Raw genomic sequence first — 26,198 nt, 5'->3', positions numbered from 1 at the left:
TTCAAAAGTCCCCGGCATGAACCATCGTATAATTTTCTCTATTATACTTTCTCCGTCATCTTCTTGCCGAGAATACCGGTCGGGCGGACCAGAAGCACGATAATCAGGACAGAGAATACGATCGCGTCAGAAAGCTGGGAGGAAATATACGCCTTGGCAAGGTTTTCAATGATACCAAGCAGGATACCGCCGATAAATGCGCCCGGGATCGAACCGATACCGCCAAATACCGCTGCCACGAATGCCTTGATACCCGGCATGGAACCGGTGTACGGAGACAGGGACGGGTACGCCGAGCAGAGCAGCACGCCTGCTACTGCCGCCAGAGCGGAACCAATCGCAAAGGTTACGGAGATCGTGCGGTTTACATTGATACCCATCAAGGTTGCCGCACCGCGATCCTCAGAAACCGCCAGCATCGCCTGTCCCATTTTCGTCTTATTGATAAATGCCATCAGGGCAGCCATAATCACGATACAGCTTAAAATCGTCACGATCGTGACACTGGAGATCGAAAGCTTGCCACCAGCCAGCTTTAATGCCGGTACAGTAATAACTGATGTAAACTGTCTCGCATTGGAACCAAAAATCAGAAGCGCCACGTTCTGGAGCAGATAACTGACACCGATCGCGGTGATCAGAACTGCCAGCGGGGACGCGTCACGCAACGGTCTGTATGCAACTCGCTCGATGGTAACGCCCAGCACTGTACACACAACCACCGAAGCCAGAATACCCACAACCGGAGAACCGCCCATCGTTGTGACAATCGTAAACACTGTGAAACCGCCTACCATGATGATATCGCCGTGTGCGAAGTTCAGCATACGCGCGATGCCATAAACCATGGTGTAGCCCAGTGCAATGATCGCATAGACACTTCCCAGACTGATGCCATTGATTAAATAAGAAAGAAAACTCATATGTATACACCTACCTCTTTGTTTCTACGTTTTCGCATTTCCCTGTACACGCATTTCGCTGCACATGTTTACCTGTGACCGAATTTAGCAGAACAAACATGACCGTCTCGCAGTCCGCAGAAAGCAAACACCCAGTCGTCGTCGCAGGCAAGCATGTGCAGTGAACCGTTTTAAAAAGAAAGCTGTTACTAAATGCCCGGCAGCCATCTGTGCCGCCGGACATCCAGTAACAGTCCCATCAGAGCTACATACATATAGCCGCAACGGTTCTGAAGTTTTTAAATTTTTAATTACTGCATCATCTCATATTTGCCGTCTTTGATCTCTACAGCTTTCGGCGCTTTCTGCGGCTCGCCTTCTGCCGTCCAGTGCATCTCTGTACCGGTCAGACCATCGATCTGGATCTCAGTCATAGCTGTTTTCAGTGCATCGCAGATATCGGAAGTGCTCATATCCGGTGTGATCTCTGCCTTCTCTGCAGCTGCCTTAATTGCATATACGCCGTCGTAAGCATCTGCTGCGAACTGAAGCGGGTCGATGCCGTAAGCACCACGATAAGCAGTTACGAAGTCCTGGCTGGACTCCTCGTCTACGGAGAACGGAGTCAGAAGCATCAGACCTTCTGCTAAGGACTTATCAAAGCCATCAACGCTCAGGATACCGTCCATACCATCACAGCCGAAGAACTGCGGGTGGAAATCTTTATCGTTTGCCTGTTTCAGGATAACAGATGCCTCCTGATAGTAGATCGGCAGGAATACCAGATCAGCGCCGGACTCTTTTGCTTTATCAAGCTGTACGGAGAAATCGGTATTGTTATCAGATGTAAATGCCTCGCTGGCTACTACCTCCAGACCCTGATTCGGAGCCTCTGCTACGAAGGACTCGCGGATACCATCGGAGTATTCGCTGGAGCTGTCGTAGATGATAGCGATCTTAGTTGCCAGTTTGTGCTCGCCGATGTACTGAGCGGATGCACGTCCCTGATCCGGGTCAGAATAGCATACGCGGAATGCGTTGTCGCCGGAAATACTCTCAACAGCAGATCCGGACGGAGTCAGCTGGAACAGGTTATCTGCTGTTGTCTCTGCTACAACTGCGATACACGGCTTGGAAGTAACGGTGCCAAGAAGCATCTGCATGTTCCAGTCTTTTAAGGTATTATATGCGTTGATCGCCTTCTCCGGATCATTCTCATCATCCTGGAAGTTGAACGCTACCTGGTAACCATTGATACCGCCAGCCTCGTTGATCTCATTGATTGCCAGCTCAGTACCATTCTTTACAGCCTCGCCGTAAGCGCCAGCCGCGCCGGTGATCGGTCCGATGCCGCCGATTTTAAATACTTCGCCGTCAGCTCCCTCTGCGCCCTGTGCGTCTTCTGCTGCTGATTCAGAAGTGCTCGCATTTCCAGAGCCACCGCAAGCGGTCATAGACATCGCCATCATGGCTGCAAGTCCAAGACTAACTACTCTTTTTTTCATAATATTCTCCTCCAATTCTATGCTGCAATGGAATACAACAACTATTTGAATGAGGCAATTATAAATTTTACCCCTCTAATTGTCAATACAAAAACCACTTAAAAAAGAGGGAATTTAGCGGATTTTCGTTTTTTTTTCGCTAAATTCTCTCTTTTCCAGATCTCGTAGTTATATTAAGTATTCTTACAGGTTATAGCAAACACTTTTATAAGCTTTTGTCCACCTGACGTGGACACCTGCATTTTCCAGAAAAACATAGTAGATCTCATTGCTATTTTCCCGAATTTAATCACTCAAATTCAGAAAAACGGCTACCGCCTGAATTATCCTTCCCACGGAAGATCGCTCGATTCAATCCGCGGATCACGCATCATCAGATCCGCTAGCGCCTCTTTCGGAGATTTCCCGTCAAACAACACCTGGTTGACCTGGGAAACAATCGGCATATCGCAGCCGTATTTCTGTGCCAGCAGAAGGCCGGCTTTCGCAGAATAAACGCCCTCGACAACCATCTGCACTTCCTTCATCGCCTCATCCATCGTGTATCCCTTTCCAATCAGGATACCCGCCCGGCGGTTGCGGCTGTGCATGCTCGCACAGGTTACGATCAAATCACCGATGCCGGATAATCCGTAGAAGGTCTGCTGTTTTCCGCCCATTGCAATACCCAGACGGGCAATCTCCGCAATTCCGCGGGTGATCAGCGCCGCCTTCGTGTTATCGCCGCATCCCAGCCCATCCGCTGTACCGGCTGCCAGCGCAATGACATTTTTAAGAGCCGCACCAATTTCCACGCCCAGCATGTCCGGGCTGGTGTAAATGCGGAACACCGGACTCATGAACACACTCTGCATGAACTCGGCAGTCTTTTTGCGGTGCGCCGCTGCCACACAGGTAGTCGGAAGTCCCCGGCTCACCTCCTCGGCATGGCTCGGTCCGGAAAGGACGGCTACCTCCGCCAGCGGAAGTTCCTCCTCGATGACCTGTGACATCGTCATAAGACTCTGCTCCTCGATTCCCTTCGCCACATCCACGACAATCTGACCGTAACGCAGATATTCCTTCATCTTCGCCGCCGTACTGCGGACATAGACGGACGGAACCGCCATAATCAGCATATCCTTCTCCGCCATCGCAGTGCGCAGATCAGCTGTCATCTGGATCGGATCCGGAAGTACAACCTCCGGCAGATTTTTGTGCCGTCTGGTGCGGCTCATTTCCTGGATCTCTGTATCAAATGCGGACCAGATTGTCACATCCTGCCCATTATTGTTCAGAAGCACCGCCAGGGCTGTGCCCCAGGTTCCGGCTCCGATAATTCCTACTGCTGCCATCCTGATACCTCCCGACCTGCTTTTCTCTCTTCTTCTCTCTACAGGTCAATGTTATTTGGAAATTTTTATACATTCCCATTAATTCCCATTACTTATGACGTTACTGTTCACGCATACGTGCCCAGTAACGGGATTTGCCGTGGCTCGCATTTAAATACGGCAAATTCCTGCTGCCACCACGTTTTCTTACGGCACTTTCGGTTCCAAAAGTGCCTACCTGTGAACAATTACCTTATGGCAACTATGTAAAGTGTTGTTAAACTTCTTTCATGATTTCTTCGCGCCCAGTTTGTTTTCTGTGCCGGACAACAGACGCCCAATATTGCTCCGATGGCGCCAGATCGCCATGCACATCAGAATCGCGCCCAGTGCATAGAACTGGATGCGGTTCGGCGTGCTTACCCGGTAGGAACCCATGCTCTCAAAGATCACAAGCTCTGCAAAAAAGGTGATCGACACAAGAATCGAACCAAGCGATACATAGCGGGTCAGGAACACCGTCACGGAGAAAATCACGAAACAGGTCAGCGTAATCCGCAGATCCATCGCTGTCATGATGCCCGCCATGCAGGCAATTCCCTTGCCGCCCTTGAATTTCAGGTAAAACGGGAAATTGTGACCGAGTGTGACTCCCAGACCCGCATACAACGCAAGAAGATCCACGTCCGCATTTCCCTTAAACAGCAGACGGCAGACTGCCATTGCAAACACCGCCTTGAAAAAGTCCCCTAAAAATACGATCGCGCCCGCTTTCTTTCCCATCACACGCAGGACGTTCGTAGAACCGGCATTTCCGCTGCCGTACTGGCGGATATCCATATGATTCGCCATTCCATACAGATAGCCGGACTGGATCAGACCAAAGATATAGCCAATCACAATACAGATGAGACGTTCCATTATTGATCCTTCCCCTTTCTCTCGCGGATCAGGAATTTTAAGGAAGTTCCCTTGAATCCGAATGCGTCACGGATCTTGTTCTCGAGATACCGTGTATATGAGAAATGCATCAGTTCCTTATCATTGACAAACACAACGAATGTCGGCGGTTTGACCGCTACCTGTGTCATATAGTAGAGCTTTAAACGCTTGCCCTTGTCAGACGGCGGCTGCTGCAGTGCCACTGCCTCTGCCAGGATCTCATTGAGAACGCCGGTTGCAATACGCAGTGTCTGATTTTCGCGCACCATGTCGATCATCTCAAACAGCTTATTCATACGCTGTCCGGTCAGTGCGGATACGAACACGAACTCCGCATACGGAATAAAGGACAGAACGGTCTTAATCTTATTGGTGTACTCATAAATAGTCTTATCGGTCTTATCGATCGCATCCCATTTATTTACCACGATGATAATACCTTTTCCACGCTCATGTGCGATACCGGCAATCTTTGCATCCTGCTCGGTTACTCCCTCTTTCGCGTCGATGACCATCAGAACCACATCAGCTCTCTCAACCGCCGTTACGGTACGGATGATGCTGTAGCGCTCCAGCTCCTCCTTGATCTTGCTCTTGCGGCGCAGACCTGCCGTATCGATAAAGACATACTCGGTACCGTTGCGGACAATCTCTGTATCGACTGCATCGCGGGTCGTACCGGCGATATCCGATACGATGACGCGGTTCTCGCCCAGAAGCTTATTTATAATAGAAGATTTACCTACGTTTGGTTTTCCGACAATCGCCACTCTCGGACGGTCATCCTCTTCCTCGTCGCCGCTTCCCTCCGGGAAATGTGCCACGACCGCATCCAGCAGATCGCCCAGTCCCAGACGGGAGGCTGCCGAGATCGCTACCGGATCACCGATACCGAGGTTGTAGAACTCATAGACGTCATTGCCAAATTTCGCCGGATTGTCTACTTTATTGACCGCCAGAACAACCGGTTTTCTCGATTTACGCAGCATATCCGCCACCTTGGAATCCGAATCGGTCATGCCCTGACGCACATCTACGATAAACAGGATCACATCCGCCGTCGCGATCGCGATCTCCGCCTGCTCACGCATCTGGGACAGGATAATATCCTTCGTATCCGGCTCGATACCGCCAGTATCGATCAGAGTAAAAGAATGGTCTAACCAGGTACAGTCCGCGTAAATACGGTCACGCGTTACACCTGGAGTATCTTTTACAATCGAAATCATATCGCCCGCAAGGACGTTGAAAAGGGTGGATTTTCCCACGTTTGGACGTCCAACGACCGCCACCACCGGTTTCTTTTTCATATTTATGCCTCCATTTATTTTCATGCTCCGCAACTGGTTTGTAAATCCACAGCTGCTATTTTTATTGTCCAGTTACTTGTTTCATTCATTGTGATGCATTTCACATCCAGACGCTTTCTTTCTGTGTGTCCGAAAGCACGTTTTCCACTGTATTTCCAGCCATCACGTTTCTTTCTCATCCTCCAGATCTAAGTCTTCCTCTTCAAAACAAACGACTTCGTCCGGGGCATCCTAATCCAGGTCTTCCGGCTCATATGCATACACCTGTACGCCATCCAGATCTTCTTCCTGCCAGTTATCATCCATCTGAGCGGCAAATTCCTCCGGATCCGCTCATACTCGCCATGCCTGGAGCTTTCCTCCTTCACAGGAGCCAGAATTGCTTCCACAAAATCACGTCCGCTTGATTTTACAATATCCACCGGAACTTGTAAAGCATTTTGTACATCCGTGCGGGTCAGATCATCCAGAAATGTCTCCTCGCCGCTTCGGAACATGGCGCTTGGAAGCAGTAGCGGCTGCCAAGCGGCTGTTCCTTTAACTGTGCAATTAGATCCTTTGCCGTGATCAGCCCCGCCACCGTGATCCGCTCACCAAAGAAGTCATTGCGGATCGCATATACATGTACCTTTTTCCCCGGGAACTGGCGGCACACGCGCTCTACATACTGCTCAATATACGGGGCAGCCAGCCGTCCCGTTGCAATCGAAATCTCCTCCGGACACACCTCGCCAGCCTCGCCCGGATGCAGCTGCTCCAGCGCCTCGGCTATCTCCACCTCCATCAGGCGAATCATGCCGACCCCATTTTCCAGCTGGATATAGCCATCATAGCGATCCGCTTCCGGAAGTGGGCGCCCGGCGCCCATGTAAAACTCATCGCTGGCGTGAATGAAGTGAATACCGTGTTCCGCATAGATCTTCTTCTGCCATTTCTCTATCAAATCAATGGTATCGCCCAACTGCTCCGGTGTAAACGGCTCAAGCGGATACAGACCATCGCGGTACTTCGAGAGACCGACCGGCACAACCGAAACACTCTGCATCGCCGGAATGTATTTCGTCAGGTCACGGATCGAACGATCTAACTCCGCCCCGTCATTGACGCCCCGGCATAAAACGATCTGACCGTTCATCGGGATATCCGCCTCATACAGGCGGTCGATTTTCTGGAGTGCCTCACCGGCAAAGCGGTTATGAAGCATCTTGCAGCGCAGCTCCGGATTCGTCGTCTGCACTGAAATATTGATCGGCGCCAGCTTAAACCGGATAATCCGCTCAATATCCTTATCCTTCATATTCGTCAGCGTGATATAGTTGCCCTGCAGGAACGAAAGTCTGGAATCATCGTCCTTAAAATACAGTGTCTCACGCATGCCCGGCGGCATCTGGTCGATGAAACAGAAGATGCACTTATTCCTGCAGGAACGATAATCGCTCATCAGACCATTTTCAAAGGTAATCCCCAGATCCTGATACTCATTTACGATATCCAGTTCCCACTCCTCGCCGTTCTTCTTGCGGACCAGCAGCGTAATCTCCTCACTGTTTATCTTATATTCATAATCAAAAATATCCTCTATCTCATCTCCATCGATCGTCAGAAGGACGTCCCCCGGCTCCAGCTCCATTTCCTCCGCAATCGAGCCCGGATCGACCGATTTTATCAGATGACCTTTTTTCATTTATAAAATCCTCATTTCAAATATTTTTAAACCCTAAGAATCCAGTATTATATTAACAGTAATCAGCTTTTTTGTAAAGTTGTGCTTCTGATTCGCAGATGCGGATTTTTGTTTCACAGGAAAATACGTCCTATGAAATAAAATACGCTCCGCGAGGATGCGCACTCGCGCGAAGCAGAAACATGTCGCAAGTGACCGCGCTCGGCGCGAGAATGTGCCAAGGCACATTCTTTTTCAAAAGCAAGCCAAATATTTGATTTTTTTTGTAATTTTCTCATTTGCTATTGACGTTTCTTATCGTAAAATGGTATAAAATAGTTGTATTATGTCCTGCAAATGGCAGACAAACTTGTACGCTCTGCCCGCATGCATCGAAGGACCTACACTGTTTGGAGGTATAATCATGTCGAATGACTACGTGTTTAATGACACGCTTCCGGTTGCGCCGCTTAAAATTGCCGCACTGGAGAGCTGCCGGGATCTGGCTGAGAAAGTCAACTCCCACATTATCAATTTCCGCCGCAACGATATTGAAGTCCTGAAAAAACGTCAGGAAAATTTACAGTACCGCGGCTATGATGCTGATTCCTACATGCTTGACTGCGCGTGCCCGCGTTTCGGAAGCGGTGAAGCAAAAGGCATCGTCAATGAGTCTGTCCGTGGTACCGATATTTACGCCATGGTCGATGTAACCAACTACAGCCTGACCTACAAAATGAGCGGATTTACCAATCATATGTCCCCGGACGACCATTATCAGGATTTAAAACGTATCATCGGCGCATCCATTGCTACCGCACATCGTGTCAATGTTATCATGCCGTTCTTATATGAAGGACGCCAGCACAAGCGCAGCGGTCGTGAATCCCTTGACTGCGCGATGATGCTCGAAGAACTGATTCAGATGGGCGTAAGCAACATCATTACCTTCGATGCACATGACCCGCGTGTACAGAACTCCATTCCGTTAAGCGGTTTTGATAATTTCATGCCGACCTACCAGTTTATCAAGGCATTATTGAACCATGACAAAACCTTAAAGATCGACAAGGACAACCTGATGGTTATCAGCCCGGACGAGGGCGCTATGTCCCGCGCCGTATATCTGGCAAACAACCTGGGTGTTGACATGGGTATGTTCTACAAACGCCGCGATTACTCCCGTGTTGTCAATGGACGTAACCCGATCGTTGCCCATGAGTTCTTAGGTTCTTCCGTTGAAGGAAAGACCGTTCTCATCATCGATGACATGATCTCCTCCGGCGAGAGCATGCTGGACACCTGCCGCGCCCTCAAAGAGCGCAAGGCAAAACGCGTCGTTGTATGCGCTACCTTCGGTCTGTTCACCAACGGACTTGAGAAATTCGACGAATTTTTCGCAAAAGGTTACCTCGACTGCGTCGTAACCACCAACTTAAACTACCACACGCCGGAACTTCTTAAACGTGACTGGTATGTAGAAGCTGATATGAGCAAGTTTATCGCTGCAATCATCAACTCCCTGAACCATAACGTATCTCTGGAGAACGCACTGACACCGACGGCGAAGATCCAGAAGCTGATTAAGCGGTATAACGAGGGGAAGATGTAAGAGCTGTGGGATTTGATCCTGCTGAATCAGATTCATAGATATCTGATTGAAAAGTTAAATTGTTTCGCCTAAAAAATCAAATTAAAATTTTATCCCACACGGAGACAAAATAGAAATTTTTGTCCCCATGTGGGATTTTACTTTCACTGAACTTATATAAATCCTCTTTCCATCTTCATCTTAATGCATTTATTCATCAACCGTATCTTCTAATTTGCTAAACATAGGCGAATCTGTTTCTGTCAATTCTTCCACTCCACGCAAAGTACGATTGATTGCTTTAGTGCGTCTGCCAACAATTTCAGTAAGTGTTTTATCAGCCGTCTGAAGCTGTTTTTGAGCTTTATCAAGCATATCGCCAAATTTTTGAAATTCAGATTTTACAGCGCGAAGAGTATCCCATACTTCCTGTGAACGTTGCTCAATCGCAAGTGTCTTAAAGCCCATTTGCAAAGACGCAAGAAATGCAGAAAGCGTTGTTGCACCTACTGGTGTGATTTTATATTTATCACGCAATTCTTCAAATAATGCTACATTCTGGACTACTTCTGCATATAACCCTTCTGTCGGCAAAAACATAAGTGCAAAATCTGTAGTTTTTGGTGGTACAATATATTTATCATGAATATCTTTAGCAAAAATTCGAATTTTGGCTGTAAGCGAACGTCTTGCTTCATCTATCGAAGTTTTATCCTCTGCATCAAGTAGCCTATTATAATCTTCAATAGGAAATTTACTATCGATTGGTAAGAACAGTGGCTATCTCCATTTCCAGGAAGTTTTATAGCAAACTCTACTCGTTTTCCGCTTGCAATTTCCACATTTGTTTCATATTGATTTGGCGCTAAAATATCAGAAAGCAATTTTTCCAAGCGAATTTCTCCATATGTACCACGTTCCTTCACATTTATAAGCGCATTTTTCAACGACTTAGCATCCGCAGCAAGAGCCCTCATCTCCCCCAATCCTTGACCTACGCTTTCAAGTTGTTTGCTTACTAACTCAAAGGACTGAGAAAGGCGAGTTTCAAGTGTTTTCTGTAACTTTTCATCTACCACACCTTGCATTTGCTCCAATCTTTTTTCATTGCTCTCCTGCAATTCCTTTACTTTATTTTCGAGCGTAGTATTAATCTTCTCAATGTTATCAGCATTCGCACGTTGTATAAATAAAAGGCGGTTATTTACTTGCTCACCGAACTCATGAAGCTGATCATTCTGCTCTTTACGGTTATCTTGCAAAGCAGTTGTTACATTTCTTCCAATCTGTTCGTTACTTTTCATTCCAACATTTTGAATAGTTTCCAATTTACTTTCCATCTGTTGTTCGAATTCCTTAAGTTGTCTATTAACCTCCTTTCGATTCTCAGACAGCGTTCCTTGAATGCTTTGCTGAATAACTCCAAAACGTTCGAACTGTTCTGTTGCCCCATTTGAAATTTGCTGTTGCACTTCTTTACGCTGTTCTTCAGCAGTACGTTTCAGCACGAATATTATTTCGCTAATGTCAGTTTTTTTATGTCCTATAATTTGTAATATAATAATTACCAAAAGCAAAACAATTATTATAAAATTTGTCATTTCTGATAATCCCATTTTTATCTTCTCCTTCTTCGTAATGTACACTTAAATAGAATATCAAACTCAAACTATTGCAAAAGGATTTTGTTATACTAATCGTTTTTTCATGTAAATCCTCTTGAAATTTATATTATTGTATCATGTATGTTGATTATTCTCCATATTTTTAAATGCAATATTTTATAATCTAATTCAAACATCGGTGTACAAGGGGTACAAACAAGATAAAATAGAAATGAGGGGCGATAGAGCGGAAATGTCAGATTTTCCACTCTATCTGAACACGGTCGCTGGTGGCCTTGATCGTAGAGATCAAACCATCGGCGGCTTTTCTTTTGTCGTCAAAATCTATGCTGTCCCAGTTGTCGAGATAATAGGACAACTTCTTTATCTGCTGGGGAGATATGGTTTCAACGCTCAATTCGGCGATTGTCTTTGAAATGGTCTGGCGTCTGGTGTCCAGTTCTTCAATTTTTTTGTTGGCGTAGGCAAGCAAGGTCGCATTGGCTCCGGTCAGCGTATCCAGCAGCTTTTCAATTTCTGCCTCCACCTGTGCCAGCTCCACTTGATAGGCGGTCAGCTTCGGATTGACTTTTTCCTCCCTGCCGTGGAGTATCTGAAAGTCTTTGAACTTCTCCTGCATGGCCGAGAAAATGAATTGCTCAAATTCTTCTTTGCGGATTTTCCCGCAGCCCGGACAGCCTTTGTTTTCCGTCCGTTTGGTACAGCGGAAATAGCCGGTGCTGTTTGGTACATGGGTGGCTTTCAGAGCATACCCACAATGCCCGCATTTGATTTTTCCGGCCAGCCAAGTATTTTTCGGTTTCCGTCCCTGCTGGAAGGTGGTATTTGCCATAAGTTTTTTCCGGCATTTCAGCCATGTGTCAGAGGAAATGAGTGCTTCATGGGGAGCGATAACAAGTATCTGGTCTTTTAAGTACCTGTCCTTGTCCTCCTTCACATCCCGCCCCTGATAGAGATAGCAGCCGTTTGTTCCGGCAAAGTCAGAAGCGTCATTGACAATCGCTGCACCCTGATTCTTGAAAAATTCGTACAGCTCCAAATCGGCCTGTGCGTAAACGGGGTTTCTTAAAAGCTGGGAAAGAAATGTACGGAACATGGATTTGCCATAAATTTTTATGTCATGTTCCTCGAAGTATCGGGTAATATCTCCGAAGGAGGTTTCCGGTTCAGCGTACATTTCAAACATCAGCCGAACATGGTCGGCGGCTACGGGGTCGGCAACCATTTTCTTTGTGCGGATACCCTCTACCACAGTAGGCTCTAACTGATAACCGTATGGTGCCTGCCCGCTCATGTGGAAGCCTTTAAGGCACCGGGAATAGTAGGCGTCTGTGACACGCTTCTGAATTGTCTCACGTTCAAGCTGGGCGAATACAATGCAGATATTCAGCATAGCCCGGCCCATCGGGGTCGAAGTATCAAACTTTTCCGTGGAGGATACAAACTCCACATCGTACTCTTGAAACAGCTCCATCATCGTTGCAAAGTCCAGAATAGAGCGGCTTATACGGTCCAGTTTATACACGATGACCCGTCTGACCTTTCCCTTGCGGATCTCGCCCAACAGCTTTTGAAACTCCGGCCTGTCCGTATTTTTACCGGAATAGCCTTTGTCCTTGAATACCCGGCAACTCCCACCTTTCAATTCATACTTGCAAAAGTCAATCTGACTTTCAATGCTGATACTGTCCTTGCGGTCTACTGACTGTCTTGCGTAAATACAATCTTCTCTGATAAATTCCATATTGGGCTCCTTTCCTTGTTGGAATGGAGCTACCAACCTTACAACTATATTATACCATCAGCAGCCCCGGACAACAATGTTGCGAATGATTAGGGAAATCTGTCTCCATATTTGCGGAACACCTCATAAAGACAACGCTCAATTTCTTTTTTGCGCTGTGCTTTCTCCTTCGGGGGAAGTACCGGCGTGAGGCTTTCCAGCACAATGATCTTCCCTTGAAATGCGACAGACTTTGTTTCTCGTTCATAAGTGACAGCTTGCGTCATTGAAAACCTCCTTTGCGAAAGTGCGTGTATATGCCTGCCTTTCCCACTTGTCCCGTGGGGAAATGTCAAAAGACGGCACCCAGCAGGTGTCGCCCTTTGAGCTTTCTCCACTTCGGTCGATGTGACCCGAGGTCAGTAAGGACTGGAATGGTACTTTTCTTTGGCGTCCTCCACGCTGTTGAGGTCAAATACTTCATAAAGCTGCCCCACAACACGCCGTATATCCTTCTTTGAAAATCCGCAGTCCTCCATTGCCATAATGACATAACCACGGCAGGCGTCATTGCTCCATTCGTCCGGTTCCAAGCCGGGGATCATTCCAAACGCATTTCCCATAAAGTGCTCCTTTTTTTGAAAAGATGGGGAGCCACGCCGGATTGGTTGGCCTATCATCAGACAGCATTGCCGGGGGCTCCCCATAGGTTTTCACTTCATTTCAGACACACCGGACGGGCATAGGCTTCATGCCCCATAGTATTTCAACTCTCCCCATTCTGATGGCAAGGCGTTCTCATTGCCTGCGACGGCTCACGGCTTGCAAGGCCGCTTCAACGCTCGGACTGTGACTAAACGCAAGTATCCGGGTTCTGCGCCTGTTCCGGTGGAGCCAGCCTTTCCCCACCTATGGCATGGACCTGTTCGCTTGCTCAGTTTTACAAAGACTGTATTCTCTGAAATCCGAGGTCATGGCGGGTCTGTCACACAGCGCGTTTCCCTTCGTATCCGGGTGTCTTTTTATTCAATTTTCAATCTGCATGAGGCTTGTCTGAACCTCGGGCCATTGTGACCCGAAGTGTTTTGCCTCTCATAAGCCATTTCATTTTCCGGCCTAAATCGGTACGCCTTACAAAGAATTTTTCAAAATTTTTTCTAAGTGCCGCAGACCTCGCTCGATTGCGACACGAACCACTTTTTCATGGACGCCCTCTGCCCGGGCAATATCCTGTTTGGTCATGCCGAGAATGAAATGAGCGTAAATCCGTTTTGCCTGTTTGTTCGGCAGACTGGCAATCGCCGCATGAAGCTCCTGCATGGTCACTTTCCGCTCATACAGTTCATGGGGAGATAAGGCGACAAAGACAGCTTCATGCTCCAGCCCGTCATCCCGATCAAGGGAATAGTAGGCTTTGTGGCGGTATGTACGCAGCCGGTAGGCAGCCTCTTTACGATCAAACTCTTTGAACATTTCTGCAACTTCTTCCGATACTTCCATGAAGCAATCCGATGTATAGAATGGGTAATAGTCCCGCAAATTGATAATAGCCATATTGACCTCCGTTTCGGTTGTTGGTTGACGAGTGACCGAAACGAAGGCGGCGGGGAGCGGCACCGGGGAATGGCTTCGGGCCAACATGACCCGAAGCCGCCCCATAAGAACGCAAAAGCGCCCGAGCGGCATGAAGCCACACGGACGCATGAAATGACATAATAGTTAAGGTTCCAACAAATTTCGCATACATAGCCGGAATAACCCGGAGGCGGGGCTATGCTTTTTTTAACTGATGTAGGTCATGGGCACTGTGAAAAAAGGCAAAGATAGACACGGCGGCAATCCTCCTATATGCCGCCGTGGATTTACACGGTGTTAGGTCGTCGTTGGTTTAGGGGGGCGAAAAGAAACGGCGGCTCTGATTTCTCAAAACCGCCGTATCGTCAGTGATATAGGAAAGCACACGAAATCCTCTGCCCGTCAGCGGTTTTTTTCTTTTCCCCGCTGTGGGGGCAGATGTTTCTTAATTGATTTACCACAAGCATAAACTACAAATGTTACACAAATGTCCGAGGCGTCTTTGATTTCGACAGAAAAACAGGCTGAATTGTTACAAAGCTCGGACATTTCAAAAATTTCTTTGAGAAATGACGAAAAAAGCGGGGCAGCAGACGCCGCCCCGCCGATCCCATACGGTTATTCCATTGCCCGCATTTGTTCAATCAGAGATTGTTTTTTCTGTCTGCGGATTGTCCATACAGACAAGATTAGCTCCATTCCGAACAATACCAGAATGAACAGCCCCATTTCCAAAACCGGGAATTGATAAGGCACTACATTTCCGGCAAAAGCACCTACACTCATTTTTCTGCAAGCAAAGATGGAAGCCGGAAGCCCAACGATCAGCGTTGCCAATGTTGCAAAGAGCGCATAGCACAGCCCCTCACAGATGTTCATTTTACATAGCTGTTTTTGTGTTAGGCCGATAGAACGCAGAATACTGTTTTCCTGCTTTCGGGCGATCTGGTTAGAGAGTGTCGTGTTAATCAGGTTGATAACGCCAAAGAGAAATACCAGCCATGACAGTACCTCCATACTGCCAAACGCAAAAGAATTTGTCATTTCTTCATATTCAATCACTGTATTGATTTCATCTAAGGCAATATTACTATGGCTGGCAACAATATTTTTCAATTCAGCTCCCACATAGTCCGTTTTTTTAGGGTCATTTACAATGCTCCATGAATAGTCAAAAGAGGTGATTTCCGGGTGCAGTTCGTGGAACAACGCTTCTGGTGCAAAAAGAGTTGCCCCATCTAAGTGCATCCTGCCATGTCCTGAATATACCTTTGCAGGAGCGTATAACCCCGATATGGTAACAGAAACGGATGGCTGTTCTTCTCCCAAAGAAATCTCAACCGTTGAACCAACACCCATATCCTCATTCTGCTTTAGCACATTATAGTCAATTACAATACTACGGGAATCTGTTGGCATGGTTCCCTCTGTCAGAGCCGCTTCAACTACCGCATAATTCTGGTCGGTCAGCATATCGCACATACCACCAGCTTGATGAATCTCTGTTTTATAAGTTGCATGGAGAGATTGCCTGCTTGGAATTATATCTGTAACGCCATCAATAGATAAGATTTCCTGCTTTAATTCCTCATTCAATGGATTTCCCGCTGCCATAACCTTTTCTTCTGTCATTTCAGAATCCAAATAAATTTTATAGTCGCCGTCTGGGAAAAACTGTCTTGCAAGCGCCTCTGGTGAGCGCAGCAAAACAATGGAGGATACCACAAGCAGGATAATTCCGCCCAAACTCAATGAGGCTACAATAGCAACGGTCTTTTTTCGGTCACGCCTAAAATTTGCAATTCCCATTGAAACAGGATTGAGCTTGATATTCTTTTTCCGGCTGCGGATGTCCTTTTGCGCCGGGGTAAAATGGACGGCTTCAATGGGGGAAATCCCTGCCGCAATTTTCACCGGCTTACGGATGGAAACAGATACCATGATCCAACTGCTTATAAGCGTTAAAATAACCGTTGCCACATAGGAAACAGCGTTAAAACCCTTGGAAAACAGGGGGAAACCGCCGCATACGCCCAGCACTGTGCCAATCAGAATCCCGATACTGCCGAGTTTGCGTCCCTCGTTCTTTACAATCCGCTTGATTTGCTTTGGTGTCGCACCAATCGTCCGAAGCTGCCCGTAGCTTTGGATTTTGTCATTGATGGAGATACGGAAGATACTCTGGATCACAATATAGCCGCCAATCAGAACAAGGGCAATCACACCTGCCATCAGTGCAAAATCAAAGGATTTAGAAGCATAGGCAAAATACTTACTGTTCATTTTGGGCATAGGAAGCTGATATTCCTCTGCAATCTCCCTGCAATAAGAGGTCATCAGTTCCTCACCCAACTGATCGCTGTTTTTGAAATGGGCATAGGCGCGATAGCCAGCCGGGTCAAACCCATTCCATTCTGTTAGGGCAGCTTTGGAAAGAATGATCGCGCAGGTATTCGCTTCCTTTTCATTTACACTGTTCATAATGCCGGTAACGACATAATCACCATGAAAACTCTCGGTGTCTAAGGTCACAGTGTCCCCGATCTTGGCATTGTTTCCATAGGTGGAAAGAAAGTATTTGCTTACGACAATTTCATTTGCTTTTTCAGGAACCCGGCCCTCTAATAACTCCATCTGCGCCTTGGTAATCTCCATCATTTGTGTGTCACAATACACATAGGACGCATGATAGCCCTGTTCTGAAAGTTCCTCACCGAGCATATAGTAGCCGCCTACACGCTCAAACTCCGGCAGTCCTTTCAGGGTTTCAATGTCGTTTTCCTCCACGCCCAGCCAGACCGCCTCATAAGTATCGACAACCTGATTGCGCTGCATTTGTGTCAGGGAGGTAGACACAATTCCCGTAAAGCAGATTAGAAACGCCGCCAGTGCAACGGCAATCACCACCATCAGATTCCGGCGCTTCTCGCTTTGCAAACTTTTCTTTGCCAGCTTCTTTGTAATGGCGCTGGTATCATTCTCAAAAGGCCATGTCATAGCCTGCCACCTCCTTACTCCACAATCTTGCCGTCCTCAATGCGGACAATCCGATCTGCAAGGCGGGCAATGTCGTTGTTGTGGGTAATCATCACAACAGTTTGCCGGAACTCTGCACTGGTGCGCTTGATAAGCCCCAGCACCTCGGCGCTGGTCTTGCTATCAAGGTTGCCGGTTGGCTCGTCGGCCAGAACAATAGCCGGTTTGGTAATCAAGGCGCGGGCGATAGCCACACGCTGCTGCTGGCCGCCGGAAAGATTGTTCGGCATATTTTTCAGTTTATCTTCCAGCCCCAGCAGGTGAACGATCTCGTCCAAAAACTTCTGATCCACCGTGTCCCCGTCCAGCTCCACCGGCAGGACGATGTTCTCATACACATTCAGGATAGGAACAAGGTTATAGTTCTGGAAGATAAAGCCGATGTTGCGGCGGCGGAAGATGGTAAGCTGTTCGTCGTTCATTTTCGACAGTTCTTTGTCCCGGACAATCACATTGCCGGAAGTAGGGGTGTCCAGCCCGCCCATCATGTGAAGCAGGGTGGACTTGCCGCTGCCGGAGGTTCCCACAACGGCCACAAATTCGCCGTCATTTACAGAGAAGTTCACGCCGTCAAGGGCGCGGGTGATATTCGGCTCTGTACCGTAATACTTTTTCAGGTCGATAGTCTGTAAAATTCTCATAAAATTCAATCCTTTCTTTGTTTGTTGTAAATGCGGAACGCTGCTGCGCCGGTGGCCGCCAACTGTACCAGAATCAGCACAGCGAACAGTCCGAAGCTCTCATAGTAGAACAGTTCATCCCAAAACAGGAGAACATCGCAGAGGGCAGTCAAGGCAACCGTCCAGCGGATGTGCTGGGCCAGCCTTTGCCAGAACGCCAGCACAAGGGCAACGGGCGGGACGATCAGCAGCGCCAGATTCAAAATCATGGTCGGGGTCAGTTCCATTGCAACGCCTCCTCACTTTTGTTGATAAGGTCATTGTAAAACCCAAATGTCTGCGAAATGTTACAGCGGCCAAAAAATTTCATCGAAAATCGGGGTGAAATGTTACAACGCTCGGACATTTCAAAATTATTATTCAACTACCCTTAATCGAGCTACAATACTTGTTTTTCTAAAATAGCGAAACGAAACATGAGGAACTATAATCGCCACAACGCAAATAACAATTCCCTCTAATATCAACGGGAAAATCGTAGGCTGTATTGTAAACAGCCATAAGTCAGGTTGATTAAAGAAAGTAGGAAGAATTGTATTTGCAACAATAAGAGAGAGAGGTAAACCCATTACACAAATCAGAAATGCGTAAAACAATCCCTCCAATACGGTCAATTTGTTAATTTGTTTTTTCGTCATTCCGATGCTCTCTAATGTAGCAAATTCCCGTTGCCGGTTTATAATGCCCGTTATAATGATGTTGGAAAAATTCACAAGCCCGATACTTCCTAATAGAAACCCAATAAGGCCACCTATGATAAAAATAGTTTGTTTTATCCATTCATAGTTTGTGCCAATGTTTCAGACGATGCGTATTCAACGGTAGGCAAAGAATTGATGTACTCGGTCGCTGGCAAAAAGTGTTCTTTTTCCACATCAAACACATAACTCATTATGGCTGGATTGTTATACAATTCCACAAACATCTCATTACTCATATAGAAAATAGGACAATCGCCGCCAACATCAGTGTAGCCAACATTCTTACCCGGAGATTCTACCAATGAAAAATCAACCACTGCACGCGCAATTACCGAAACCGTTTTATAAGGCAATCCATCTTTGTAAATGGTAACTTCCTGATTGAGCGGACAAAGAAATTCAGGAGATTCATTTGGGTTGATCGCTGAAATTTCTATAACATAGTTTCCACTTTCCAAATATGAGGTTAGTTGCTGTATATCTGTTTCTCCCTCAATGAAATTCAATTTAGGAAGTATTGATTTTTCTACCCCGTAAATATTGCAAAGAGGTCGATAATCAACACCGAGTTTTACTGGATAAGTTCTGCCATCAACCATACCACTTCGTATAAGGTGATTATCTTCTGTGTATTCGTCTAATACTTCCGTGACCAAACTACCATAATCATAAGTAACACTGACATCATCCAAAGTGTTTTTATAAATTCGACTTCCGTTCAGCACAGGAATATTATTTTCAATATCAGATATGATTTCATTACTAACAGAATCATCTTTAAATCGAAAACCTTGCACATTAGAAAATGTGTTTGGGCTTGCCACAACAAAATCAAATGAGGTAACAGAAGATACATATTTTTTAACATCAACACTATTTCCGATTGCGATTGCACTGTTTAGGAGAATAATGCAGAGTATCATGGATAAGACGATAAATATGGTACGCTTTGAATTTCTTCTTAAATTTCTCCATGCCATTTCTATTATTCTATTCTTAAACGAAAGACGATTCTTGTTGGCACTATGATAATTGTCTTTTTCATAGTATCTGGTTGCCTCAATGGGCGAAATCGTAGCTGCAATTTTGAATGGTTTCTTTATGCTCACCCAAACAGTAATCGCACTAAATATCCCGGCAACGACAAAAATAATAGGATTAAAACTCAAGTTCACAGAAAGATTGTGATACTCGCCTTTCATAAAATTAAGAATCCACGGAAGCATAAGTATTCCTACTATATATCCTAAAATCAACCCAATAGATATACCAATTATAGACAGCCAAAATGCTTGCTTATAAACAATTCGCTTGATTTGCTTCTCCGTTGTTCCGATTGTTCTTAATAAGCCATATTTCTTTATTTCTTGAACAACAGAAATCTCAAAAATATTGCGAATGAGCAAATAGCCCGTTATTACAAAAATCATAATAAAAAACAGGGCTGCTATTATGGCAATCCAATTTACAGATGTACCAGTGGATGGGCTGGTTCCCCTAATTTGCAAAATAGTTGTCTGTATAGACTGGATCGCTCCAACACATAAAGTCGTTACAGAAGTAAAAAGCATTGATGTTAAAACGATTGCTATTACAGCAACAATATTTCGTAATTTGTTGGCTTTGAAGCTTCTTTGCGCCAGCTTCTTTGTAATGGCGCTGGTGTCATTTTCAAAAGGCCATGTCATAGTTGTATCACCTCCATATTTGATAAGGGTATTGTAAAACCTAAATGTCCGCGAAATGTTACAGCGGCCAAAAAATTTCATTGAAAATCGAGGTGAAATGTTACAACGCTCGGACATTTCAAAAAAATTTACGGCGGGCAGCCGGAAATGGCCGTCCGCCGCGTTTTATTTTGTCGGCAGCATAATGGAAAATTCTGAACCCTTGCCCGGCTCCGAAACCACTTTGATATAGCCGCCTTGCCGCGTTACGATCTCGCGGGCCAGATACAGGCCAATGCCCACGCCCTGCTGTTCGTGTACTTCTTCCTCACGATAGAAGCGCCGGAAGATGGCAGCCTGATTGCTTTCGGAAATGCCCTTGCCGGTGTCGGTCACTTTGACCTCCACATACATTTCCCACAGCACCACTGACACGGCGATTTTCCCGCCTGCCGGGGTGTACTTCACTGCATTGTCCAGCAGGTTAAAGAGGGCTTCGGATGTCCACTTGCTGTCATGGAAAACGGTCAAATCCTCCGGGCAGTCCACGGACACAGCGATTTCCTTTTTCTCCGCTGCATACACAATCCCACTCATGGCCTGCGCCACGGTATCAAAGAGGCGACCCGGTTTCTTATCCAACTGGATCACGCCCGTTTCCAGCCGTGAGGTTTTCACAAGGGCCTGAAAGAGAAAGTCCAGCTTATCCGTCTGGCTGCGGATTCCCCGGATAAAGTCGATGCGCTCCGCCTCGGTCATGGGCTTTTCCAGCAGGGTGTCCGTCGCCATTTTCAGATTGCTTACCGGCGTTTTCACCTGATGGGAAATATCCGATACAAGGGTCTGTAACTCCTGCCGTTCCTCGTCCACCCGGCGGCGGTTCTCCTGCATGATCTGGTAAAGCCTTGCCAGCCGGTGTCCGATTCTGGCAAGCTGGGTTTCGCTGTCCTCTGGCCGCTGGGGCGCTTCATTCCCGGCGATCATGTGGTCTAAGGTCTGGCACAGGTCAGCGGTAAACTGCGACAGCCGCTTTCCAAACGCCTGCGTCAGTACAAAAATTCCCACAAGGGCGCACAGCAGCAGCGCCCCGCCCGTCAGCAGCACCGCCGTCTGTTTTGTCACAAGAAACAGGGCTATGGTGATCCCGGACATGGAGAGGACAAGCCCCATTGCCACTCGGCCAAACAGCCGCTTTACCGAGAGGTTTTGAAACTTCATTTTGCCTCGCCTCCCGTCCATTGATAGCCCATGCCGTAAACGGTCTTAATGTAGGGCGCGCCGCCGTCGGATTCAATCTTGCTGCGAATCCGGCTGATGGAGGTTGTCAGGGTGTGTTCGTCTACAAACCTCTCGTCTATATCCCACAGCTTTTCCAAAAGCTGCCCACGGGTCAGCACTTGCCGGGGATTTTTACGGAACAGGTTCAGCATTTTGTACTCCATTGGGGATAGGGTCAGGGGCTTGCCGTTTAAGGAAGCCGTCTGCTCCGAAAAGTCCAGAAACAGCCGCCCGTCGTCGTAAATATCCTTGGCCGGTTTGTGGTGTTCCAGCATGGCGAACATGGCTTTGATTTTTCGCTGCAAGGCCCTGATCACAAAGGGCTTTGTGATGTAGTCCACCGCGCCCACCTCATAGCCCCGTATATGGTCGCTCTCCTGATCGTTGGCGGTCAGGAAAATTACGATAGTGTCCGGGTGCTGGGGCTTTATCTGCTTGCACAGCTCAAAACCGTTCCCATCTGGCAGGTTAATGTCCAGCAGCACTAAATCAAATTTCCGCTGGCGGATGGCGTCGGCTGCGGTTCTGGCATTTAGGGCGGCGGTCACGCCGTAGCCGTCTGCGGTCAGGTTATAGGCCAACATCTTATTCAAAAAACTGTCGTCCTCGACAATTAAAATCTGCTTCATATCCTCACTTCCTTTGCTTTTTGCAGATAGTATAACAGGCAAATGTCCGTGAAATGTTACAGCGGACGAATTTTTGAAAAAATTATTTCTTCATAAATTATATAGCCTGTTGGCTTTTACATCAAGATTTTACAAGTGAATAGTGAAATGAAATACTACCTTACATAAAGTTTCATTACATTCTCATAATCCAACCCGAAATGTACAATGATATAGGGTGATATGAAAATGAACCAAAATGAAAGAAGGTTTGACTTTCATGGGCTCGGGCTGGCGCTGAAAAAAGCCAGAGAAGAAAAGGGCTGGACACAAGCCTATGTTGCGGAATTAGTAGACCGTGACTCCCGTACCATTATGAATATTGAGAACAAGGGTCAGTATCCCAGCTTTGACCTTTTTGTTAAACTCATTACCATGTTTGACGTTTCAGTTGACCAGTTTATTCATGCGGACGGAGGGGCAAGGTCAAGCTCTTGCAGAAAGCACATTGATGTGCTTCTAAACTCCATGAATGAAAAAGAGCTTGTCGTAATAGAAGCCACAGCCGAGGGCATTAAGAAAGCCAGAGAAACGGAGGTTCCAGAATAAGGGCCTCTGTTTTTTTGCGCTATTTTCGGGGCTGCCGCTAAGTGGCAAGCAATGCCTCTGTGGCCACAAGTGGCACAAAGGCGGCTTGTTGGGGCTCGCCCCAAACCCGTATCTTCGGGCCAACATGGCCCGAAGTGTCAGCGTCGCTTTGCTCCTTATTTTCATAACCTTAACGCTCCTTTTCCTGATTTCTTCCCGGATCGGTGTAGCCCATCAGAGTGTCAATGTTCGCCTTGATTGTGACGATCTCCTGCATATCCCGTCGTGCCTTCTGGTATTCTCCATAGAGCTGTTTTTTCTTTGCTGTGAGCTTACGGCCTTCTTCCTTCAGCACATCCATTTTGGGGAGCTTTGCCCCGCCCAGCAGAGAGCGCATTTCCGCTTGTGCAACCCGGTACAGTTCAAGGTCGGCCTCATGCTCCGCAAGGAATTTCCTGCTGTACTTCGTCGCCTTATACTGCTCAAAGACTGGGCGGGTTTTGGCATACTGAACCGTTGCAGCCTTTAGCCCGGCATTGGTTTTCATAGCCTGTTCCGTCTGCTTGACCTGCTCGGAAATAGCATGGAAACGGTCTGCCGCCTCGGTGGCTTTCTGCGCCAACTGCTCATAATCGGTCAGGTTATTGTCCTGTATATAGGCAAGAGCGGCGGCCATCTGCTTAATGTTAAATACCTTCGCCCAGCGTTCATATCCAGGCCCCTTACCGGCAGCCAGCTTTGCTTGAATATCCACCGCCAGACTGATTTTCCGTTCCGAGCGCCCGGGGCGTTTTTCTTTGCCCTCAATGGCAGACAGAACATCTTGCAAGTCGTAGCCGTCTCCCAGCGTGGAAGCCCGCAGACGGGTAAAGCGTTCCTGTCCCTGCCCGGTCAGCCGGAAACTGATACCGCCGCCCCGAACCGTCTTGACCTCATATCCGGCCCGCTTCATCAGATTGAGAAATTCGTCCAGATCAGCGGGGCGTTCCGCCAGCGCAGTATCAATGGCAAGGCGCAGTCTGTCCTGATAGGAAAGCGGCCCTTTTCGTTCTTTCTGCCATTCTCCATAATTCCGATACTTGCCCTTGCTCCGGGGCTTCGGGTTCTCTACAATGGACAGCCCGTTTTCAAGGCACAGCCTGTCAGAGAGCCGCCGGAGGGCGAAGCTGGAGCCCCAAAAGTTTCGGAATTTCCGGGTGCAGTCAAGGGTGGTGGAGTTGTAATAAATGTGACAATGGATGTGCTGCTTATCGGTGTGCGTGGTAACGATAAAAGCGTGCCGCCCCTTTGTCCAGCGCATAGCCAGCTCATAGCCGATACGGTTCGCCTCCTTCGGGGTGATCTCGCCCGGATAGAAGGATTGTCGTATCTGATAGCACAGCACATCATTTTCTTTTTTCTGTTCCCGGCCCGTCATAGCGGCATAGCTGGCTTTTGCCAAAAGGAACTCGTCCGCCACGGTGGCCGGATCACATTCATAAGCGGAGATATACTTTCCTCTTTCTGTTTTCTCCGGGTCCTTGCCATAGTCCAGACAATCCCGGATTGCCTCGGCAATCGTTTCGCCTTCGCCCGCATGGCGCTGCAACAAAGTTGTGGTAGCCAGAAATCATCCCTCCTTTCCATGAGAAAAGGGCGGCCCATCCAGACCGCCCCGACTTCGGGCCAACATGGCCCGAGGCTGTTTAACTTGCCAGAAACCGGTACAGAGCGGATTTGCCTCCGTCCAGCGCCCAAAGAAGGGAGCCCGCCGCCGCTTGCAGTCCATACGGCGAAAGAAGGAAAGCGAGAAACAGAAATACAATCCCGCCTATGGGCGTCGGCGTGAAAAAGAGAGCGACACCCAGCACCACCAGAATCACAGAGGCAATCGTCAGCAGGACGGCACAAATATCAAACAGGAATACCAGCAGAGCCGCCAGAAGGGACAACGCTAAAGCAAAGGGAGCAACCAATATTTTCAGCAGTATCTTCATCTCCAAAACCTCCTTTATCTATCCTTCCTACCTCTATTTTATCATGCCTGCCCGGGGACATAAATGTTGCGAAAGATTAGTGAATCCTGTCCCAAACCTTCGGGCCATGATGGCCCGAAAACAGAAAAAGCAGGACACATTCATGTCCTGCCAAATTTCTGCTATTCTGTTTCCTGCTGCGGGCAATCGGGAACTGTCAGCAGCGAAGTGTCGATAACAATATCCTCTGCTGGTTTCAAGAGCTCTGTCAAATCGTGCTGCCGTCCCACGTTGGTCACATCAATTTTATTCACGCATATTCCAATCCACGGAAACTGTCTGCTTAATTCATCCATCAAGTCGTATATATCAGCAGTTGCCAGCTTATCATCCGATATGTAGCCGGAGCCTTGACGGTGAGAAAAACGATGCCGTTTGAAGAACCGGCGCAAGTCGTCATACGCCTGCCGGTAATTGGCTCCGGGGTAATGCTCTTTTAATTGATGGGTGTCCAGATCAAAATTTAAGGCTTTGAAATATTTTCTCTCCAAAACTCAAGCCCTCATTGCTGTTTTTTCCTGATAGTGGGTCAACAGATCTTCTTCATTGAAATCATCTGGACTGTCAGAATCGTCACTGTCACAAAGACGCCACACAGAAACATTATCCATGAACCATGTCTGCCGCTTCAAGGTATTGACGATCCGGCCGAACAGACTAAAATCCCTCGCTCTGCCGCAGTCACGGAATACCAAAGCGCCGGAACCATCCTCCATACGGGGAAGGCCCACGGTTTGGAATGTATGATTGATTGTGTTGTAAATGCCATCCAGCCGGTACTTATTTTCGGCTGTGATTTTATCATCATTCATGCGAATAACCATTTTCAGCATGGTATCAGCCTCCCTTCTTGAATTATTATATCATTATAGAGCTGGTTCTACAATCTTGAAAATCTGAATTTTTTATGACGGGCTTCGGGTCATGCTGGCCCGAAGTGGTAAAAAAAGAGCAGGGCGGCAAGCCCCACAACGGAAGCCTGCCGCCCTCGTCTTACTTTGCCACCAGCTCGGAAAGCTCCCGCAGCACTTTTGACACCTCGCCCCACAGCTTTTCATAGTCCCGCTTCAATCCGTCGATTTCCTCCGGGTACACGCCATAGGTGTGTGCGTGTACGGCGACCTGATTGAGATTGTTGGAACAGCGCCGTTGCAGAGAGATCAATTCTTTTACGGGCGCAAGGTCGATGTGCAGGATATACCCGTTCAGAGCCATTTTCCGTACATAGGCCCCGGCGTTGGAAATGCCCGCCTCGGCCATCCGTTCATGGATGGCTGCCAGCTCGTCCGGCGTTACCATGACGTGCAGATGGACATTCCGCTTGCGGTTCTCCATCATCGTTCCAGCTCCCGGCCTTTCCGGCGCTTTTTGGGTTCCTTTACCTTATCCAGCGGTTTTGCGTCCAGCTCCGGGGGCGTGGGTTGGATGGGCGTGTTGTTGGGTACGCCGTCAATCATGTTGCAGTTCTGCTCCGTG

The 26,198-nt window shown here is 47.5% G+C and carries 26 protein-coding genes and 1 pseudogene; 2 read left to right on the top strand and 25 right to left on the bottom strand.

Annotated elements, in window-relative coordinates:
• Nucleotides 1-41: 41 nt before the first annotated feature.
• From DWX76_RS06580 to DWX76_RS06555, 6 genes and pseudogenes are all read right to left on the bottom strand, one after another.
• Nucleotides 42-923: a branched-chain amino acid ABC transporter permease gene (locus DWX76_RS06580; RefSeq protein WP_117795313.1), complete on the bottom strand. Its 882-nt coding sequence runs from the start codon at nucleotides 921-923 to the stop codon at nucleotides 42-44.
• Between the two features lie 290 nt (nucleotides 924-1,213).
• Nucleotides 1,214-2,407 (bottom strand): ABC transporter substrate-binding protein, encoded by a 1,194-nt coding sequence (locus DWX76_RS06575; RefSeq protein WP_118570351.1) that lies wholly within the window; start codon nucleotides 2,405-2,407, stop codon nucleotides 1,214-1,216.
• A gap of 323 nt (nucleotides 2,408-2,730) precedes the next feature.
• Nucleotides 2,731-3,741: an NAD(P)H-dependent glycerol-3-phosphate dehydrogenase gene (locus DWX76_RS06570; protein WP_022359709.1), complete on the bottom strand. Its 1,011-nt coding sequence runs from the start codon at nucleotides 3,739-3,741 to the stop codon at nucleotides 2,731-2,733.
• A 267-nt stretch (nucleotides 3,742-4,008) separates the two neighbouring features.
• Nucleotides 4,009-4,641 carry a glycerol-3-phosphate 1-O-acyltransferase PlsY gene (gene plsY / locus DWX76_RS06565; RefSeq protein WP_118570350.1) on the bottom strand — a complete coding sequence of 211 codons (633 nt, stop codon included), beginning with the start codon at nucleotides 4,639-4,641 and terminating at the stop codon, nucleotides 4,009-4,011.
• Nucleotides 4,641-5,972, bottom strand: coding sequence for a ribosome biogenesis GTPase Der (der, locus tag DWX76_RS06560; RefSeq protein WP_118293679.1), 1,332 nt, complete (start codon nucleotides 5,970-5,972; stop codon nucleotides 4,641-4,643). Before der ends, plsY begins: the two co-directional genes overlap by 1 nt.
• Before the next feature lie 368 nt (nucleotides 5,973-6,340).
• A pseudogene (locus tag DWX76_RS06555) lies at nucleotides 6,341-7,656 on the bottom strand (DUF512 domain-containing protein); the annotation flags it as partial.
• 403 nt (nucleotides 7,657-8,059) lie between these two features.
• Between DWX76_RS06555 and DWX76_RS06550 the strand changes: the two are divergent.
• The gene (locus tag DWX76_RS06550; protein ID WP_117795303.1) at nucleotides 8,060-9,247 is read left to right on the top strand and encodes a ribose-phosphate pyrophosphokinase; all 1,188 of its coding nucleotides are present in this window, start codon (nucleotides 8,060-8,062) and stop codon (nucleotides 9,245-9,247) included.
• A gap of 189 nt (nucleotides 9,248-9,436) precedes the next feature.
• Here the strand turns inward: DWX76_RS06550 and rmuC (DWX76_RS14965) are convergent, their stop codons facing one another.
• The 13 genes from rmuC (DWX76_RS14965) to DWX76_RS06495 form a co-directional block, all read right to left on the bottom strand.
• Nucleotides 9,437-9,973, bottom strand: a complete 537-nt coding sequence (gene rmuC / locus DWX76_RS14965; RefSeq protein WP_412694008.1) for a DNA recombination protein RmuC — start codon at nucleotides 9,971-9,973, stop codon at nucleotides 9,437-9,439.
• Nucleotides 9,925-10,842, bottom strand: coding sequence for a DNA recombination protein RmuC (gene rmuC, locus DWX76_RS14960; protein ID WP_118570348.1), 918 nt, complete (start codon nucleotides 10,840-10,842; stop codon nucleotides 9,925-9,927). The genes rmuC (DWX76_RS14965) and rmuC (DWX76_RS14960) overlap by 49 nt, the downstream gene beginning before the upstream one ends.
• A 244-nt stretch (nucleotides 10,843-11,086) precedes the next feature.
• Nucleotides 11,087-12,595, bottom strand: coding sequence for a recombinase family protein (locus DWX76_RS06535; protein ID WP_118570347.1), 1,509 nt, complete (start codon nucleotides 12,593-12,595; stop codon nucleotides 11,087-11,089).
• 89 nt (nucleotides 12,596-12,684) lie between these two features.
• Nucleotides 12,685-12,861, bottom strand: coding sequence for a hypothetical protein (locus DWX76_RS13930; protein WP_165483719.1), 177 nt, complete (start codon nucleotides 12,859-12,861; stop codon nucleotides 12,685-12,687).
• A 132-nt stretch (nucleotides 12,862-12,993) separates the two neighbouring features.
• Entirely contained in the window at nucleotides 12,994-13,197 is a 204-nt protein-coding gene (locus tag DWX76_RS06530) for a hypothetical protein (RefSeq protein ID WP_044927990.1), read from the bottom strand.
• 508 nt (nucleotides 13,198-13,705) lie between these two features.
• Nucleotides 13,706-14,128, bottom strand: coding sequence for an RNA polymerase sigma factor (locus DWX76_RS06525; protein ID WP_044927992.1), 423 nt, complete (start codon nucleotides 14,126-14,128; stop codon nucleotides 13,706-13,708).
• 639 nt (nucleotides 14,129-14,767) lie between these two features.
• Nucleotides 14,768-17,146, bottom strand: coding sequence for an ABC transporter permease (locus DWX76_RS06520; RefSeq protein ID WP_118570346.1), 2,379 nt, complete (start codon nucleotides 17,144-17,146; stop codon nucleotides 14,768-14,770).
• A gap of 14 nt (nucleotides 17,147-17,160) precedes the next feature.
• Nucleotides 17,161-17,826, bottom strand: coding sequence for an ABC transporter ATP-binding protein (locus tag DWX76_RS06515; protein ID WP_005927557.1), 666 nt, complete (start codon nucleotides 17,824-17,826; stop codon nucleotides 17,161-17,163).
• A 5-nt stretch (nucleotides 17,827-17,831) separates the two neighbouring features.
• Nucleotides 17,832-18,092 carry a hypothetical protein gene (locus tag DWX76_RS06510; protein WP_005927561.1) on the bottom strand — a complete coding sequence of 87 codons (261 nt, stop codon included), beginning with the start codon at nucleotides 18,090-18,092 and terminating at the stop codon, nucleotides 17,832-17,834.
• A gap of 129 nt (nucleotides 18,093-18,221) precedes the next feature.
• Complete coding sequence (locus DWX76_RS14305; RefSeq protein ID WP_243022477.1) at nucleotides 18,222-18,578, bottom strand: ABC transporter permease; 357 nt, start codon at nucleotides 18,576-18,578, stop codon at nucleotides 18,222-18,224.
• 59 nt (nucleotides 18,579-18,637) lie between these two features.
• Entirely contained in the window at nucleotides 18,638-20,254 is a 1,617-nt protein-coding gene (locus tag DWX76_RS06505; protein WP_243022476.1) for an ABC transporter permease, read from the bottom strand.
• A gap of 165 nt (nucleotides 20,255-20,419) precedes the next feature.
• Complete coding sequence (locus tag DWX76_RS06500; RefSeq protein ID WP_117814534.1) at nucleotides 20,420-21,451, bottom strand: sensor histidine kinase; 1,032 nt, start codon at nucleotides 21,449-21,451, stop codon at nucleotides 20,420-20,422.
• Nucleotides 21,448-22,140 (bottom strand): response regulator transcription factor, encoded by a 693-nt coding sequence (locus DWX76_RS06495; protein WP_118570345.1) that lies wholly within the window; start codon nucleotides 22,138-22,140, stop codon nucleotides 21,448-21,450. The genes DWX76_RS06500 and DWX76_RS06495 overlap by 4 nt, the downstream gene beginning before the upstream one ends.
• Before the next feature lie 222 nt (nucleotides 22,141-22,362).
• Here DWX76_RS06495 and DWX76_RS06490 point away from each other — a divergent pair, with 222 nt between their 5' ends.
• Complete coding sequence (locus tag DWX76_RS06490; protein ID WP_182429745.1) at nucleotides 22,363-22,728, top strand: helix-turn-helix transcriptional regulator; 366 nt, start codon at nucleotides 22,363-22,365, stop codon at nucleotides 22,726-22,728.
• 169 nt (nucleotides 22,729-22,897) lie between these two features.
• Here DWX76_RS06490 and DWX76_RS06485 read toward each other — a convergent pair whose 3' ends face one another.
• From DWX76_RS06485 to DWX76_RS06460, 6 genes are all read right to left on the bottom strand, one after another.
• Nucleotides 22,898-24,313, bottom strand: a complete 1,416-nt coding sequence (locus DWX76_RS06485) for a relaxase/mobilization nuclease domain-containing protein (protein ID WP_118570343.1) — start codon at nucleotides 24,311-24,313, stop codon at nucleotides 22,898-22,900.
• A gap of 79 nt (nucleotides 24,314-24,392) precedes the next feature.
• Complete coding sequence (locus DWX76_RS06480; protein WP_023042378.1) at nucleotides 24,393-24,683, bottom strand: CD1845 family protein; 291 nt, start codon at nucleotides 24,681-24,683, stop codon at nucleotides 24,393-24,395.
• Nucleotides 24,684-24,844: 161 nt separating this feature from the next.
• Nucleotides 24,845-25,213 carry a VapD family protein gene (vapD, locus tag DWX76_RS06475; protein ID WP_016306491.1) on the bottom strand — a complete coding sequence of 123 codons (369 nt, stop codon included), beginning with the start codon at nucleotides 25,211-25,213 and terminating at the stop codon, nucleotides 24,845-24,847.
• A gap of 3 nt (nucleotides 25,214-25,216) precedes the next feature.
• Nucleotides 25,217-25,555, bottom strand: a complete 339-nt coding sequence (locus DWX76_RS06470; RefSeq protein ID WP_016306492.1) for a hypothetical protein — start codon at nucleotides 25,553-25,555, stop codon at nucleotides 25,217-25,219.
• Between the two features lie 160 nt (nucleotides 25,556-25,715).
• Complete coding sequence (mobC, locus tag DWX76_RS06465) at nucleotides 25,716-26,057, bottom strand: plasmid mobilization protein (RefSeq protein ID WP_015553878.1); 342 nt, start codon at nucleotides 26,055-26,057, stop codon at nucleotides 25,716-25,718.
• The coding region (locus DWX76_RS06460) for a DUF4316 domain-containing protein (protein ID WP_118570342.1) at nucleotides 26,057-26,198 on the bottom strand (142 nt) is incomplete at its 5' end. The genes DWX76_RS06460 and mobC, both read right to left, overlap by 1 nt.

It is taken from the genome of Clostridium sp. AF21-20LB (assembly GCF_003478795.1).
Taxonomy (GTDB): Bacteria; Bacillota; Clostridia; order Lachnospirales; family Lachnospiraceae; genus Otoolea; species Otoolea fessa.
This window is presented reverse-complemented; position numbering and strand designations above follow the sequence as displayed.